Annotated in this window: 12 protein-coding genes and 2 rRNA genes; 13 read left to right on the top strand and 1 reads right to left on the bottom strand. The window is 32.6% G+C overall.

From position 1 onward, the window contains the following. The 7 genes from M2214_RS16795 to disA all read left to right on the top strand — a co-directional run bounded on the left by M2214_RS16795 (position 1) and on the right by disA (position 11,354). A 23S ribosomal RNA gene (locus M2214_RS16795) occupies positions 1-2,921 on the top strand. A gap of 58 nt (positions 2,922-2,979) precedes the next feature. Next, positions 2,980-3,096 (top strand): 5S ribosomal RNA (gene rrf / locus M2214_RS16790). A 72-nt stretch (positions 3,097-3,168) separates the two neighbouring features. Then, complete coding sequence (locus M2214_RS16785) at positions 3,169-3,675, top strand: thioredoxin family protein (RefSeq protein ID WP_248481148.1); 507 nt, start codon at positions 3,169-3,171, stop codon at positions 3,673-3,675. 453 nt (positions 3,676-4,128) lie between these two features. After that, positions 4,129-6,114: an elongation factor G gene (locus tag M2214_RS16780; RefSeq protein WP_248481147.1), complete on the top strand. Its 1,986-nt coding sequence runs from the start codon at positions 4,129-4,131 to the stop codon at positions 6,112-6,114. A 246-nt stretch (positions 6,115-6,360) separates the two neighbouring features. Beyond that, positions 6,361-8,796 (top strand): ATP-dependent Clp protease ATP-binding subunit, encoded by a 2,436-nt coding sequence (locus M2214_RS16775; protein WP_248481146.1) that lies wholly within the window; start codon positions 6,361-6,363, stop codon positions 8,794-8,796. Positions 8,797-8,900: 104 nt separating this feature from the next. Next, positions 8,901-10,268: a DNA repair protein RadA gene (radA, locus tag M2214_RS16770; protein WP_248481145.1), complete on the top strand. Its 1,368-nt coding sequence runs from the start codon at positions 8,901-8,903 to the stop codon at positions 10,266-10,268. A gap of 6 nt (positions 10,269-10,274) precedes the next feature. Further along, on the top strand, positions 10,275-11,354 hold the full coding sequence (disA, locus tag M2214_RS16765) for a DNA integrity scanning diadenylate cyclase DisA (protein ID WP_248481144.1): 1,080 nt from the start codon (positions 10,275-10,277) through the stop codon (positions 11,352-11,354). A gap of 62 nt (positions 11,355-11,416) precedes the next feature. Here disA and M2214_RS16760 read toward each other — a convergent pair whose 3' ends face one another. After that, positions 11,417-11,812 (bottom strand): nucleoside triphosphate pyrophosphohydrolase family protein, encoded by a 396-nt coding sequence (locus tag M2214_RS16760; RefSeq protein ID WP_248481143.1) that lies wholly within the window; start codon positions 11,810-11,812, stop codon positions 11,417-11,419. Positions 11,813-12,020: 208 nt separating this feature from the next. Here M2214_RS16760 and M2214_RS16755 point away from each other — a divergent pair, with 208 nt between their 5' ends. The 6 genes from M2214_RS16755 (at position 12,021) to ispD (ending at position 16,760) form a co-directional block, all read left to right on the top strand. After that, positions 12,021-12,503, top strand: coding sequence for a CarD family transcriptional regulator (locus M2214_RS16755; protein WP_248481142.1), 483 nt, complete (start codon positions 12,021-12,023; stop codon positions 12,501-12,503). A gap of 41 nt (positions 12,504-12,544) precedes the next feature. Then, the gene (locus M2214_RS16750) at positions 12,545-13,648 is read left to right on the top strand and encodes a PIN/TRAM domain-containing protein (protein ID WP_248481141.1); all 1,104 of its coding nucleotides are present in this window, start codon (positions 12,545-12,547) and stop codon (positions 13,646-13,648) included. A 253-nt stretch (positions 13,649-13,901) separates the two neighbouring features. After that, complete coding sequence (locus tag M2214_RS16745; protein WP_248481140.1) at positions 13,902-14,354, top strand: helix-turn-helix transcriptional regulator; 453 nt, start codon at positions 13,902-13,904, stop codon at positions 14,352-14,354. An 18-nt stretch (positions 14,355-14,372) separates the two neighbouring features. Further along, complete coding sequence (locus tag M2214_RS16740; RefSeq protein WP_248481139.1) at positions 14,373-15,455, top strand: DUF2157 domain-containing protein; 1,083 nt, start codon at positions 14,373-14,375, stop codon at positions 15,453-15,455. Beyond that, on the top strand, positions 15,445-15,996 hold the full coding sequence (locus M2214_RS16735; protein ID WP_248481138.1) for a GDYXXLXY domain-containing protein: 552 nt from the start codon (positions 15,445-15,447) through the stop codon (positions 15,994-15,996). Before M2214_RS16740 ends, M2214_RS16735 begins: the two co-directional genes overlap by 11 nt. A gap of 77 nt (positions 15,997-16,073) precedes the next feature. Further along, on the top strand, positions 16,074-16,760 hold the full coding sequence (ispD, locus tag M2214_RS16730) for a 2-C-methyl-D-erythritol 4-phosphate cytidylyltransferase (RefSeq protein WP_248481137.1): 687 nt from the start codon (positions 16,074-16,076) through the stop codon (positions 16,758-16,760). Positions 16,761-16,762 lie beyond the last annotated feature (2 nt).

Genomic DNA, 16,762 nt, shown 5'->3' with positions numbered 1-16,762 from the left:
GGTTAAGTTATTAAGGGCGTAGGGCGGATGCCTTGGCACCAAGAGCCGATGAAGGACGTGGTAAGCTGCGATAAGCTTCGGGGAGATGCAAGCAATCTTTGATCCGGAGATTTCCGAATGGGGAAACCCACCTAGAGTAATGTCTAGGTATCCTTAGATGAATACATAGTCTAAGGAGGGGAACCGAGGGAACTGAAACATCTAAGTACCTCGAGGAAGAGAAAGAAAAATCGATTCCCTAAGTAGCGGCGAGCGAAAGGGGAAGAGCCCAAACCTATGAAGTTTTCTTCATAGGGGTTGCGGATATGCTCACAAGAAAGAGGTATTGTAGTCGAAGAGGTTTGGAAAGACCCACCATAGAAGGTAATAGTCCTGTAGATTAAACAAGAAGACTTTCGAGCATACTCCAGAGTACCACGGGACACGTGAAACCCTGTGGGAAGCTGGGGGGACCACCCCCCAAGGCTAAATACTTCTTGGTGACCGATAGCGTATAGTACCGTGAGGGAAAGGTGAAAAGAACCCCGGAAGGGGAGTGAAATAGAACCTGAAACCCTATGCCTACAAGCTGTGGGAGCACATTTTTAGTGTGACCGCGTACTTTTTGTAGAACGGGCCAACGAGTTACGATAAGTAGCAAGGTTAAGGACTTAGGGTCTGGAGCCGTAGCGAAAGCGAGTCTTAACTGGGCGATTCAGTTACTTGTCGTAGACCCGAAACCGAGCGACCTACCCATGGCCAGGATGAAGCGAAAGTAAAATTTCGTGGAGGTCCGAACCCACGCACGTTGAAAAGTGCGGGGATGAGCTGTGGGTAGAGGTGAAATTCCAATCGAGCTCGGAGATAGCTGGTTCTCCCCGAAATAGCTTTAGGGCTAGCCTCAAGCTTAGAGATGAGGAGGTAGAGCACTGAATGTCCTAGGGGCCCTGTGGGTTACCGAAGACTATCAAACTCCGAATGCCTTTATCTTTTGCTTGGGAGTCAGACTGTGGGTGATAAGATTCATAGTCGAGAGGGAAACAGCCCAGACCGTCAGCTAAGGTCCCTAAATGTAAGTTAAGTGGTAAAGGATGTGGGATTGCACAGACAACCAGGATGTTGGCTTAGAAGCAGCCATTCATTCAAAGAGTGCGTAATAGCTCACTGGTCGAGTGATCCTGCGCCGAAAATTATCGGGGCTAAAACTTACTACCGAAGCTACGGCATTGACTTTGTCAATGGGTAGGGGAGCATTCACTGCGGGTTGAAGCTAGACCGGAAGGACTAGTGGACTGCAGTGAAGAGAGAATGTTGGCATGAGTAGCGAGACGTAGGTGAGAATCCTACGGGCCGAAAACCCAAGGTTTCCTGAGGAAGGTTCGTCCGCTCAGGGTTAGTCGGGACCTAAGCCGAGGCCGAAAGGCGTAGGTGATGGACAACAGGTTGAGATTCCTGTACTACCGATAATCGTTTGAAGAATGGGGTGACGCAGAAGGATAGGCTATCCTACTATTGGATATGTAGGTCCAAGCATTAAGGGAGCATTGATAGGCAAATCCGTCGGTGCAATCCTGAGGTGTGATGGGGAGCGAAATTTAAGTAGCGAAGTAGTCGATTTCATGCTGCCAAGAAAAGCCTCTACTGAGATTAAAGGTACCCGTACCGCAAACCGACACAGGTGGGTGAGAAGAGAATTCTAAGGCTAGCGAGAGAACTTTTGTTAAGGAACTCGGCAAAATGACCCCGTAACTTAGGGATAAGGGGTGCCTCATTAGGGTGTATGCCCGAAGAGGCCGCAGAGAATAGGCCCAAGCGACTGTTTACCAAAAACATAGGTTTCTGCTAAGTCGAAAGACGATGTATAGGAGCTGACGCCTGCCCGGTGCTGGAAGGTTAAGGGGATGTGTTAGACATTAGTCGAAGCATTGAACTTAAGCCCCAGTAAACGGCGGCCGTAACTATAACGGTCCTAAGGTAGCGAAATTCCTTGTCGGGTAAGTTCCGACCCGCACGAAAGGCGTAACGATTTGGGCACTGTCTCAACAAAAGACTCGGTGAAATTGTAATTCCGGTGAAGATGCCGGATACCTGCGACAGGACGGAAAGACCCCATGGAGCTTTACTGTAGCCTGGCATTGGATTTCGATATTACATGTACAGGATAGGTGGGAGACTGAGATACGAGAACGCCAGTTTTCGTGGAGTCATCCTTGGGATACCACCCTTGTAATATTGAGATTCTAACCATAGACCATGAATCTGGTCTTGGGACACTGTCAGGTGGACAGTTTGACTGGGGCGGTCGCCTCCCAAAATGTAACGGAGGCGCCCAAAGGTTCCCTCAGCACGGTCGGAAATCGTGCGAAGAGTGCAAAGGCAAAAGGGAGCTTGATTGCAAGACATACAGGTCGAGCAAGGACGAAAGTCGGGCTTAGTGATCCGGTGGTTCCGCGTGGAAGGGCCATCGCTCAACGGATAAAAGCTACCCTGGGGATAACAGGCTTATCTCCCCCAAGAGTCCACATCGACGGGGAGGTTTGGCACCTCGATGTCGGCTCATCACATCCTGGGGCTGTAGTAGGTCCCAAGGGTTGGGCTGTTCGCCCATTAAAGTGGTACGCGAGCTGGGTTCAGAACGTCGTGAGACAGTTCGGTCCCTATCCGTCGCAGGCGTAGGAAATTTGAGAGGAGCTGTCCTTAGTACGAGAGGACCGGGATGGACATACCTCTGGTGCACCAGTTGTCACGCCAGTGGCATAGCTGGGTAGCTATGTATGGAATGGATAAGCGCTGAAAGCATCTAAGCGCGAAGCCAACCTCAAGATAAGATTTCCCATCTTTATGAGTAAGATCCCAGGAAGACTACCTGGTTGATAGGTTCAAGGTGTAAGCTCAGTAATGAGTTCAGCTGATGAATACTAATAGATCGAGGACTTAACCAAAATTTAAATCTGATCAATTTTGAAAGTATTAATCTTAATACTTAAAACTAAAAGATTATGTGGTTATTACAGCAAGGAGGATACACCTGTTCCCATTCCGAACACAGAAGTTAAGCTCCTTAGCGCCGATGGTACTTGGGGGGCAGCCCCCTGGGAGAGTAGGACGTAGCCACGTAATCTTTTTTTATTATATTTTTTGTGTTATAATAGTTCTTAAGTAGTATATCCATATAGGGGGTATAAAAATATGAGTTTAAAAGACCTGTTTTTTAAAGGTATAAGCTTTCAAGAGTTTTTGGAATCTTCAGAAGATGTATACAAGGAAAAAATAGAAAAAATTAAGAATTCTATAAATATGGATAAAAAGTTAATGAATAAGATAAAGAGTGTCCAAAAAAAAATATATATATTAGTATTTGCGGAAGATTGGTGCCCTGATTGTCAAATAAATTTACCGGGAGTAAGCTTTATCTGTGATTTAAATGTAAACATTAACTTAAGAATTGTATCAAGAGAAAGAAATGAAGAGGCTTTAAATAAGTATAGCTTCAATGGAAAACCTAAAATACCGACATTTATAATAATGGATGAGGACTTTGAAGAACTAGGAGTATTCATAGAATTACCAACTATATTAAAAGAAATTATAAATAGAGGTAATGAGGCTGAGATACTAGTTTCTAAAAGAAAATACAAAAAAGGTGAATACACAAAAAATACAATAGATGACGTTTTAAAAATAATAGGCTTTTAAAAAAGACCTATTATTTTTTTGCGAAAAAATAGATTAATATAAAAAAATATGTATTTAGAAAATCAATAAAATAGCAATTATTAGGCAATGAAGAGCGTTAGTTTTCTAGTATGAAGCTAAATTTTCACTCTATAGGAAATTATATAATTTTGAATCTGTAAATAACATGGGTGAAGAACTATACTTACAACTATTTTTAAGCAATGAAACTCGTTGGCGATATGAGCCGTTGAGTAGCAACTAGACGAATTTTTTATATATCATACATAATAAAAACTTTAAAACATAATATTTTATATATAAGAAAATTATAATATTTATAATAAAGCCAAATTTAATTAAATAATATAAGTTAATGATATTGTGTATTATTTTGGATTTATAAGTAAAAACTAAAAAAAGGAAAAATTCAAAATATATAGAATATTATAAAAAAGAAGGGGGATTTTTTCTATGAAAATTTATGAAAGTGATAAAATAAGAAATATTGTGGTTTTAGGACATTCTGGATGTGGAAAAAGTAATTTAATAGAAGCTGTTTTATATACTAATAAATTAGTAAATAGGATAAGTAAGCCAAATGAAGAAGTAAATATGACATCTACACTTAGTTTAGCCCCTGTTGAATGGAATGACCATAAATATAATTTCTTAGATACTCCTGGATATTTTGATTTTTATGGAGAATCAATATCAGCTATTAAAGCGGCAGCAGGATCTATCATAGTAGTAGATGGAACTTGTGATATTCAAGTTGGAACAGATAAAGCTTTAGAGATAACAGATGAAAACAATACCCCAAAATTCATATTTATAAATAAAATTGACAGCCAAAAAGCTGATTACAACAAAGTGTTAGAGCAACTAAGAGAAAGATATGGAAAGAAAATAGCTCCATTCCATTTGCCTATGGGAAATAATGAAGAGTTTAAAGGATTTATAAATGTAGTAGATATGTTTGCAAGAGAGTATAATGGCAAAGATTGCGTTACAGTTGATATACCTGAAAATATGAAAGAAGATATAAGTCCTATTAGAGAAATGCTACTAGAATCAGTTGCTGAAACTGATGATGAGCTTCTTGATAAATATTTTGAACAAGGGGAATTCACACAAGAAGAAATACATAAGGGATTAAGAGAAGGAGTATTAAAAGGAGATATAATTCCTGTATTGTGTGGTTCAACAAATAAAAATATAGGAATACATACTTTGCTGGATATGGTTTGGGATTACATGCCATCTCCTACAGATATAGGACTAAGAAGTGATAATAAAGAATTCTCAGGAATAGTTTTTAAAACATTAGTTGATCCATTCATTGGAAAAGTATCGCTATTAAAAGTATGTGAGGGTGAATTAACTCCAGATACTGAAGTTTATAATATAAATAAAGATAATAAAGAAAAAATATATCATATATATTCATTTAAAAACAAGGATCAGATTGAACTTAAAAAAGCTGTTGCTGGAGATATTGTAGTATTAAATAAGCTTTCAAATGTTCAAACTGGTGATACTCTATCTACAAGCTCTAATAAAGAGCCTTTCGAAAATATAGAATTTCCAAAACCACAAATATATTATGCAATAAATAGCTTAAATAAGGGAGATGAAGAAAAAATAAGTAATGGACTTCATAGGTTATCAGAAGAAGATCTTTCTTTTAAATGGTTTAGAAATCATGAAACCAAGCAAACTTTAATAGGAGGCCAAGGAGAACTGCATATAAATTCTATAAAAGATAAATTAAAAGAAAAATTTGGCGTAGAGGTTAAACTTTCAGATTTGAAAGTAGCATATAGAGAAACCATAAAAGGTAAATCAGATGTACAAGGAAAACATAAAAAGCAAAGTGGAGGTCACGGACAGTATGGAGATGTTAAAATAAAATTTGAGCCATCTAAAGAAGAATTTATATTTGAGCAGGCCATATTCGGAGGATCAGTTCCAAAACAATATATACCTGCCGTAGAAAAAGGTCTTAAAGAGTGTCTTAGTGAAGGTGCATTAGCAGGGTTCCCTGTTATGAATATAAAAGCAACATTATATGATGGATCATATCATGATGTGGACTCATCTGAAATGGCATTTAAAATAGCATCTTCAATCGCATTTAAAAAAGGAATACAAGAAGCAGAGCCTGTATTATTAGAACCTATAATGAATTTAAAAATAGTAGTTCCTGAAGAGTATATGGGAGACATAATGGGAGATATAAATAAAAGAAGAGGAAAAATACTTGGAATGGAGCCTTCTTCAAGAGGAAAACAAATTATATATGCTCAGGCACCACAAGCTGAGACTTTTAAATATGCTATAGATTTAAGATCTATGACTCAAGGAAGAGGTTATTTTGAAATGGAATTTGATAAATATGATGAAGTTCCAGCACAGTTTGCACAGAAAATAATAGAAGAAGCACAAAGTAATAAATAGATAAAAAAGGATGACTTTTTAAGTCATTCTTTTTTTATATACTAAGAGGTTATATAATTTTCAGCCTACAGAAAATATTGTTGAAATTACTACAGTATCAACTATTTTGAGCAATAGAGTCTGTTGGGCTCATTGGCGGCATGAGTAAATTCGTGGCATTAGACAAATTTTTTATTTATATCAATCTGAATTAACATTTCATGTTTCGGAAATAATATGTATTAGTATTAATTTAGGAGGGATTTTATGTTTGACAAATTTACTCAAAGAGCTAGAAAATCACTAGATATAGCAGCAATAGAAGCAAGTAATATGGGACATAATTTAGTTGGAAGTGAACATATACTTTTAGGTATTTTAAAAGATAGTGCGAGTATATCCGGACAAGTTTTAAATAAGTTTGGGGTTAATGAAGAACTAATAAAACAGCGTATACCGTTATACATACAAATAGGCAATTTAAAAGTTAAAGTAATTGGATTTAGTCCAAGAACTAAGAAAATATTCGAACTCGCATTCATGCAGGCAAAAGTACTAGGACATAATTACGTTGGAACAGAACATATACTTTTGGGAATTATAAAAGAAGGTGATGGAATAGCGTGGAGGATATTATATGATTTAGGCATAAATATGAGTGAGTTAAGTACAGAAATACTAAATTCTTTAAAGGATATAAACATAGCACATAAAAAAAATGAAAAATTTGATAATAAGAACATACCAACACTAAGTAAGTACGGTAAAGATCTTAATAAATTATATGAAGATGGAAAGCTAGATCCTGTTATAGGAAGAGATATTGAAATACAAAGAGTTATACAGATACTAAGCAGAAGAACTAAGAATAATCCTGTACTTATAGGAGATCCAGGGGTTGGGAAAACAGCTATAATAGAGGGACTATCAGGGAAAATAGTATCATGTGATGTACCAGAAATATTAAAAGATAAGAGAATAGTATCACTAGATTTAGTTGGAATGATAGCAGGTGCAAAGTATAGAGGTGAGTTTGAAGAAAGAATAAAAAATGCAATGGTTGAACTAAAAAATAATCAAAATATAATATTATTCATAGATGAGCTGCATACAATAGTTGGAGCTGGTAGCTCAGAGGGATCTATGGATGCGTCTAATATTTTAAAGCCTGAGCTTGCTAGAGGAGAGATACAGATAATAGGAGCAACTACTCTTGACGAATATAGAAAGTATATAGAAAAAGACTCTGCTCTTGAGAGAAGATTCCAGCCAGTCATGGTTGACGAGCCGTCTATTCAAGATTCTATAGATATAATAAAAGGGCTTAGAGATAGATATGAAGCCCACCATAATGTGAAAATAACTGATGAGGCCATAAGTGCTGCTGTGAATTTATCACATAGATATGTAAACGATAGATTTTTACCAGATAAAGCTATTGATTTGATAGATGAAGCAAGTTCTAAAGTTAGGCTTTCTAACTATGTCCCTCCTAAAGATATAAAGGATATGCAGGATAGATTAGAAGTTTTAGCAAAAGAAAAAGAAGAAGCTATAAGAAATCAAGATTTTGAAAATGCGGCAAGCATAAGAGATGAAGAAAAAGAGATAAAAGAAAAACTAGAAAAGACTCAAAAAGCCTGGAAGAAAGATTCTTCAAAATCATCTGATGTAGTTGATGAAGAGGATATAGCCGATATAGTATCTTCATGGACTAAAATACCTGTAAATAAGCTTATTCAAGAAGAAAGTAAAAAGCTTTTAGATCTTGAAAATATAATAAGTAACAGGGTTATAGGTCAAAAAGAAGCTATAAAAGCTATATCAAAAGCTATAAGAAGAGCTAGAGTAGGTCTTAAAGATCCTAAAAGACCAATAGGTTCATTTATATTTTTAGGACCAACAGGAGTTGGAAAGACAGAACTTTCTAAAGCGTTAGCTCACGTTATGTTCTCTAGTGAAGATAGTATAATAAGGATAGATATGTCTGAATATATGGAAAAGCACGCTGTATCAAAGATGATAGGATCTCCCCCTGGATATATAGGGCATGAAGAAGGAGGCCAACTTACTGAAAAAATCAGACGAAATCCTTATAGTGTAGTACTATTTGATGAAATAGAAAAAGCGCATCCAGATGTATTTAATATATTGCTTCAAATATTAGATGATGGAAGATTAAGTGATTCTAAAGGTAGAATAATTGATTTTAAAAATACTTTAATAATAATGACGTCTAATGTAGGGGCTCACAATATATCAAATCAAAAGACATTGGGATTTACAACGCATTTAGACAGTGAAGAAATTCAAAAAAGTGAATATGAAAAAATGAAAGAAAATGTTATGAAAGAACTTAGATTAAAATTCAAACCAGAATTTTTAAATAGAATAGATGAGATAATAGTTTTTCATTCTTTAAATCAAGAACATATAGATGAAATAGTGAAGTTAATGATTAAAAATTTACAAGAACGATTAAAAAGTATGGACATAAATTTAGAACTTGAAGATTGTGCAATTAAGCTAATAGCAAAAGAAGGATTTGATAAAGCATATGGGGCAAGACCTCTTAAGAGAGCTATACAAAAGCTCCTTGAGGATAATATTTCAGAGGAAATTTTAAAAGGAAATATAAATAAAGGGGATGATATAATAGTTAGAGAAAATAATGGAAAACTATTATTTGATAAAAGGGCTTAAAATTAAGCTCTTTTTGTTTCCCAAAATATATATTTTTTGGTATTCTATAATTAGTATTAATTCAATTAACTTGAGTTGATTAATTAAAATGTAAAGGTGATAATATGGCTAAAATTAAAAGTAAATATGTTTGTCAATCATGTGGATACGAAAGTTTAAAGTGGATTGGTAAATGTCCAGAATGTGATGATTGGAATACATTTGTGGAAGAAATAGAAGATAAAAAAAGTAAACATGATCTTTTTATAATAGAAAAAGAAGTTCAAAAACCTGTATCAATAAATGAACTTGAAATAAGGGAACAAGAAAGGTTTTCAACTTGTATAAATGAGCTAGATAGAGTATTAGGTGGAGGAGTAGTTAAAGGATCATTAATATTAGCAGGCGGAGATCCTGGAATAGGAAAGTCTACTCTTTTAATTCAGGTTGCAGAAAATGTAGCTAAAAGTGGGAAAAAAGTTCTATATGTATCAGGGGAAGAATCCATATACCAGATAAAGATGAGAGCAAAGAGGCTTGATATAGAAAGTAAGAATTTATATATATTTGCAGAAAATAATCTAGACATAATAGAGAAACAAATAGATAATATAAAACCTGATATGATGATAGTTGACTCTATACAAACAGTATTTAGTCCACAAATAACTTCTACTCCAGGAAGTGTTAGTCAAATAAAAGAAGGAACCTCTAGATTTATGAAAATATCTAAAAAAGTAGGTATATCAACCTTTATAGTTGGACATGTAACAAAGGAGGGATCACTTGCTGGACCTAAAATACTTGAGCATATGGTTGATACTGTTCTTTACTTTGAAGGGGAAAGATATAATACATATAGAATGGTTAGAGCAGTTAAAAATAGATTTGGTTCTACTAATGAACTAGGAGTATTTGAGATGAGAGATAAAGGACTTATAGAAGTCGAAAATCCTTCAAAAATACTTATATCTGAAAAACCAAAGGGCGTATCAGGATCAGTTATAGTGGCAACTATAGAAGGGACAAGACCTATGTTAGTAGAACTTCAAGCTCTTGTTTGTCCAACTAGCTTTGGTATACCCAAAAGGGCTGCAACTGGAGTGGATTATAATAGAGTTTCTCTTCTTATGGCAGTTCTTGAAAAAAGAGCAGGAATGCAAATACAGAATCAAGACATTTATATAAATGTTGTTGGAGGAATAAAACTTAATGAGCCAGCTATGGACCTTGGAATAGTAATATCTATAGCCTCTAGCTTTAGAAATATAGAAACAAATGAAAAAACTGTTGCCATCGGTGAAGTGGGTTTAACAGGAGAGATAAGAGGAGTAAGTTTTATAGAAAAAAGAATATCAGAATGCAAAAAATTAGGTTTTAATAGAGTAATAGTTCCTAAAAATAATGTAAAAGGATTAGAAAATATTGACGATATTAAGATTATAGGAGTAGAAAATATAAGAGAGGCTTTAGACTATGTACTAGGAGGGTAGATATAAATGAAAGAAAGCTTTACAAAAGATATAGAACAATTAAACTGCTTGAAGATGATAGCACCAGGAACACCTCTTAGAGAAGGTCTTGAAAATGTTCTAAGGGCAAAAACTGGAGCATTGATTGTAATAGGAAATAGTGAAGAAATAATGAAAATAGTTGATGGTGGATTTAATATAAATTCTGATTTTTCACCAGCATATTTGTATGAACTTGCAAAAATGGATGGTGCAATAATAGTAAGTAGTGATGGTAAAAAGATACTTTATGCAAATACTCAATTAATACCAAATCCATTGATACCATCATCAGAGACTGGGATAAGACATAGAACAGCAGAAAGGGTCGCTAGGCAAACTGCTGAGATGGTTATATCTATATCACAAAGAAGAAACATAATAACTTTGTATAGAGGGTATAGCAAATATGTAATACAAGAAACATCAAAAATATTAACAAAAGCAAATCAAGCTATTCAAACTCTTGAAAAATATAAATCGGTACTAGACCAGGCTATGATTAATCTAAGTGCATTAGAATTTGAGGATTTGGTAACTCTTTATGATGTTGCAACAGTTGTTCAAAGAACGGAAATGGTTATGAGAATAGTTACAGAGATAGAACATTATATAATAGAGCTTGGAAATGAAGGAATATTAGTTAGTATGCAGTTAGAAGAGTTAATAGGAAATGTAAAAGAAGACGGAGAAATGGTATTTAAGGATTATAATATAATTAAAGACAGAGATTATTCACAATTCAAAAAATCTATTAGAAATTTCTCATCGGAGGACTTGCTTGAGCTGAATAATATAGTAAGGCTTTTGGGTTATACTGCTAGTAATATAGATAATATAGAATATACAGTTTATCCAAGGGGATGGAGAATTCTTAGAAAAATATATAGATTGCCTAATAGTGTAGTTGAGAATTTAACTTATCATTTCGATAACTTCCAGTCTATACTAAAAGCAACTATTGAAGAACTTGATGATGTAGAAGGTATTGGAGAAATAAGGGCTAGATACATAAGAGATGGGTTAAGAAGAATACAAGAACAAGTATTACTTGATAGACATATTTAAAAATTTATTTAAAATAAAAGGACATATATATGCCCTTTTATTTTAAATACAAACGTATTACTTTAAAGTAGATTGTATATTCCTAGAGTTTGAAGTTTATTGTTTTCTTTCTTAAAAACATCTTCTAGACTTATGTTTAGACAATTGCATAGAGACTGCATATAGAAAAGATGATTTCCTAATTCTTCTTCTATTTTTTCTTTGCAATTATCGCATAAACTACCTACTATATGGTTATTCATATAATTAGAAAGTTCATTGAAGGCTATATATTTTGGAAGATTTTGTTTCTTTCCTGATATTTCAATACAACCGCAGTTTGTAACAGACTTTATTATGGCCCTATTTGTTTTAGAGTTACTTTCCTCAAGTTTAGTTACTATATCTAAAATACTCTTATGCCTTATTAATGAATTATTTACTGAATTTTCAAATTTATCAAAATTGAATTCACTCATTTTAAAATCACCTCATAATAATTATAATAAGAAAACGATTGCAGGTCAATTGTATAAATTTTTTCATAATAGGTAATAATAGAGCATTTAATTACAAAATATAATTGACATACTATAATTTAATATGATAAAATAATTGTTTTGGTTTGACTATTCCAAACCGTTGGTATATACTATAATAGATTATTATTTTGAAGGGAGAAATTTTATGTTTAATATAGGCGACAAAATAGTTTACCCTAATTATGGAGCGGGTATAATAAATTCTATAGAGGAAAAAGAGGTATTAGGAGAGACAAAGAAGTATTATATTCTAAATATGGTTATATCTGAAGTTGAGATAATGATACCTATTGACAATATTAATAAGCTAGGAATAAGACATATTATAGATAAGGACAAAGTAGAAGATTTAATGGATATAATTAAAGATAAAAAAGGAGATATGGATCAAAAGTGGAATAAAAGATTTAGAGATAATATGGACAAAATAAAAACTGGAGATATATACGAAATAGCGGTTGTTGTTAGAGATTTAATGATACAAGATAAGCAAAAGGGACTGTCAACAGGAGAAAAGAAAATGTTAAATGATGCTAAAGATATGCTAATTAGTGAATTAACATTAGTTCTTAATGATAATTCTGAAAATGTGAAGGAATTAATAGAAAGTAATATAAATTTAGATTAAAAAATAAAATATAGACGATACTTTAAATAGGAGGTGAAATAGTGATAAATAAAATTATAAAAGGAATTATGTCTTTAATAGGTATAACTATTGGAGTTGGAACTTATTTTTCTGTAGTTGAAGCTTTTCCGAATTTATTACCGGCATCTGAGATGTATATAATTTTAGGGTCTATGGTGTCTGGTCTTATAATGGGATTTATATTTTTCTTGATTTCTCCATGGCTTATAGAAGAGGGAAAGAATATAGCCAATTTTGTGGAAAAAGAATTATCTAAAGTACCACCAGTGGAGATTTTAATAGGTTCAATCGGTCTTATAATTGGATTATTCATAGCGTATTTGGTAAGTAATCTATTGCTTCAAATACCTGTTCCTATACTTGGAACTGTTCTGTCTGTACTTGTATACATTCTTATGGGATATATAGGAATAAAAATATCTGTAAGATATAAGGATGAGTTATTCAACATAACATCTATTATCAGAATACCTAATACTAAAGAAAAGTCTACTAGTAAGAAAGAATTAAAAGATAAACCTAAGATACTAGATACTAGTGTAATAATAGATGGAAGAATAGCTGATATATCTAAGACTGGATTTATAGAAGGTAAAATAGTTATACCTGAATTTGTATTAAAAGAACTTCAGCATATAGCAGATTCATCAGATGACTTAAAAAGAGTAAGAGGTAGAAGAGGACTTGATATTTTAAATAAAATACAAAAAGAGCTTGATATTGAGGTTGAAATAACAGACAAAGATTTTGAAGATGTTCCAGAAGTGGATATTAAACTTTTAAAATTAGCACAGATGATAGGTGGAAAAGTTGTCACTAATGATTTTAATTTAAATAAAGTAGCCCAATTTCAAGGTGTTGAAGTATTGAATATAAATGAACTAGCAAATGCTGTAAAGCCAGTTGTTATACCAGGGGAAGAAATGATAGTTCAGGTTATAAAAGAAGGAAAAGAATCGGGTCAAGGAGTAGCTTACCTAGATGATGGAACTATGATTGTAGTAGATGGAGGCAGAAAATATATAGGAGAGACTATAGACGTTTTAGTAACATCTGTTCTTCAAACTGCAGCAGGCAGAATGATATTTGGAAAACCAAAAACAGCAACAGAAAAATCATCATAAAAAAGACTTTGCCAATGGCAGAGTCTTTTTTATTGTATAGGGAATTATATAGTTTTAAATATGGAGATAATATTGAGGAAAGAACTACGCTTACAACTATTTTTGAGCAACGGAACCCGTAGGGGATCGTTGGCAATATGAGTCAGTGCGTAGCGACTAGACGAATTTTTTATACAAAAAAAGTTTACTTTTTTACGATTATAGTGTAAAATTACACTATAATTAAAAAAAGAAACTCTATTGAGGTGGTCATATGAACAAAGAAGAAGTAATTGATATAGTTTCTAGGAAATTAAAGCTTGTAAGAACAGAGTATAATTTTTCTCAGGATAAGATGGCTGAAGTGATAGGAATATCAAAAAAAACATTAGTTCAAATAGAAAAAGAGAGAAATTCTTTATCCTGGAGTACTTGTATTGCTGTTTGCAGCATTTTTAATGAAAGTGAAATACTTAGAATGAGCTTTGGAGAAGATCCTGTAAAGCTTGTACAGATAGTAGCTCTTGGTAAGATGTATTTTCCTAAAAACAAAACAGGTGGAGGTAAAATATGGTGGAAAGATATAGAACAATCCGATTCCTTTAGGATACAGCAAAATATAGTTACATTTCACTATAGAATACTAGATGATAAAAACTATAGATTATATAGTTCGTTTGATAAGGAATATATATATGAAAAATTCAATGGTTTAATAGATAAGTAGAATAGGAGGTATATTAATATGAAAAAAAGAAAGATTAGTAAAAATAAGCTGAACTTTTTAGAAGAAGAGCTTGAATTTATGAAAAAAGAAAGTTTGATAAGTTCAGATCAAAAAGTAGAGATAATTGATAGTTATGATATTATAAGGTTAAATTTTGTTAGAATAATACTTACTATAGGAGCAGTGTTAATAGGACTTGGAATAATTAGCTTTATAGCTAGTAACTGGAATTATATAAATAAGATAACAAAGGTGTTTATGATTATAGGGTCTTATATAGGATTCAATATATTAAGTTACAAGATGGAAGGTAAGTACCCAAAGACTAGTAAGAGCTTTCTATACATTGGAGTTTTGACATATGGAGCAGGTATATTTTTAATAGGTCAGATATTCAACTATGGAGGACATTTTTCAAAAGCATTTTTATTTTGGGGTGTAGGTATAATACCTGTAGGTTTATTATTCAAAGATAAGCTTGTGTTTATATTCTCACATATATTTTTATTGATATATTTGGCCAATTCATATAATTTAGATTATTTATCTTATTCGATAATTCTAATAATACCTATTTTATATTATATAAACAAGCAACTAGGAAACAGTAAATCAGGTACATTTTTTAATAATTTCCTATCATTAAGCACTATATTATACTTTTTAAATAATTACAGTGTAGACGAATTTTATATATCAATTGCATTCTTAATAATAGGATTATTTATGTATTATATAACAACAAATATTAATAAGGATATATTTAATATACAAGGATTGATAGTATTTGGTATATCAGGTCTGATTCTTACAGCACCTTATATTTGGGAACAGGGTTTTAGTTTTATAAGAAACGGAACTACTATTAGTATAATATTTGCTATTTTATATGCACTGTATCTTTTCCATGAGACTAATAAAGGAAATTTAATATCTCTTATATTCATATGTATAACTATACTTAGATATTATTTTGATACGTTCTATGACTTTATGCCAAAGTCGATGTTTTTTATAACATCAGGAGCAATACTTTTATTATTTGGTCATTACTTTGAAAGAATGAGAAATAAAAGAGGGGGTGAATTCATTGAAAAATAATAAATATATAATATCGATGATTTTGCCTATAATCATATTGATAGGCATGACTATAACTCCTCTTATGACTTATTGTAAAGGGGATGAAATAATAATTAATACAAAACCATATGATCCAAGAGATTTCTTTAGGGGAGATTATGTATATCTAAATTACGATATAAATGATATAAGCTTAGATCAAATACCAGATGGGCTAATAGCTAAAGACAGTTATTATCAAGAAAAGCTTGAAGATAAGAAATTGTATGTTGTTCTAAAAAAAGAAGGCGGGATTCACAAAGTTGATTACTTAACTGATAAAAAGCCAAAGAATAAGATATATTTAAAAGCTAAGTATAATCATACTATTACTGATTGGGAAGAGAAGAAGGAAAATGAAAAAGAAAATATTATAGGTATTAGGGTTTCATATAACTTAGATAAATACTTTGTTGAGGAAAATACAGGAGCTAATTTAGAAGATAAGTCTAGAGAAGGAACACTAAAGGCTAAAGTTAAAGTTTATAACGGATATAGTTTGTTGATTGATGTATTCTAAAAAATACTACAAATAGCTTATATATTTATCTAAATATATAAGCTATTTGTAGTATAATCTATTTTAGAGGTGATTTAATGAATAGTGCAGTTATAGTTGCCGCTGGAACGGGCAAGAGGATGAAATCTAATATAAACAAGCAGTATATAAAATTAAGAGATAAAGAAGTAGTGGCTCATACTATTGAAGCTTTTGATAAAAACGATAATATAGATGAAATAGTTGTCGTTGTGCGAGAAGATGAAGAAGAGTTTTTCGTGAAACATGTACTTAATAAGTATAATTTCGACAAAAACATAAAAATAGCGCATGGAGGAAATGAAAGACAAGATTCTGTTTATAATGGTCTTAAAGAGGTAAGTAAAGGTTGTAACATAGTTTTAATACACGATGGAGCAAGGCCTTTTGTAAGTAATGATATTATAAATAACTCTATTGAAGAAGCAACAAAGCATAAAGCTGTTGTAGTAGGAGTACCTGTTAAGGATACTATCAAGGTGTTAGATGACAACAATATAGTAACTAATACACCTAATAGAAAGTATGTATGGGCAGTTCAGACTCCTCAAAGTTTTGATTATAGCATTTTAATTAAGTCTTATGAAAATGCTTCTGAAAAAGACTTTTATGGAACGGATGATGCTATGTTGGTTGAGAATATGGGTTATAATGTAAAGATGATAATGGGGTCGTATGAAAATATAAAGATGACTACAAGAGAAGATTTGAATTTTGGAGAGCAAATACTTAAAAGTAGAGGGTAGGA

It is taken from the genome of Tepidibacter aestuarii, from assembly GCF_934924865.1.
GTDB lineage: Bacteria > Bacillota > Clostridia > Peptostreptococcales > Peptostreptococcaceae > Tepidibacter_A > Tepidibacter_A aestuarii.
The sequence above is the reverse complement of the archived record's forward strand: the minus strand, read 5'-3'. Positions and strand labels throughout refer to the sequence as shown.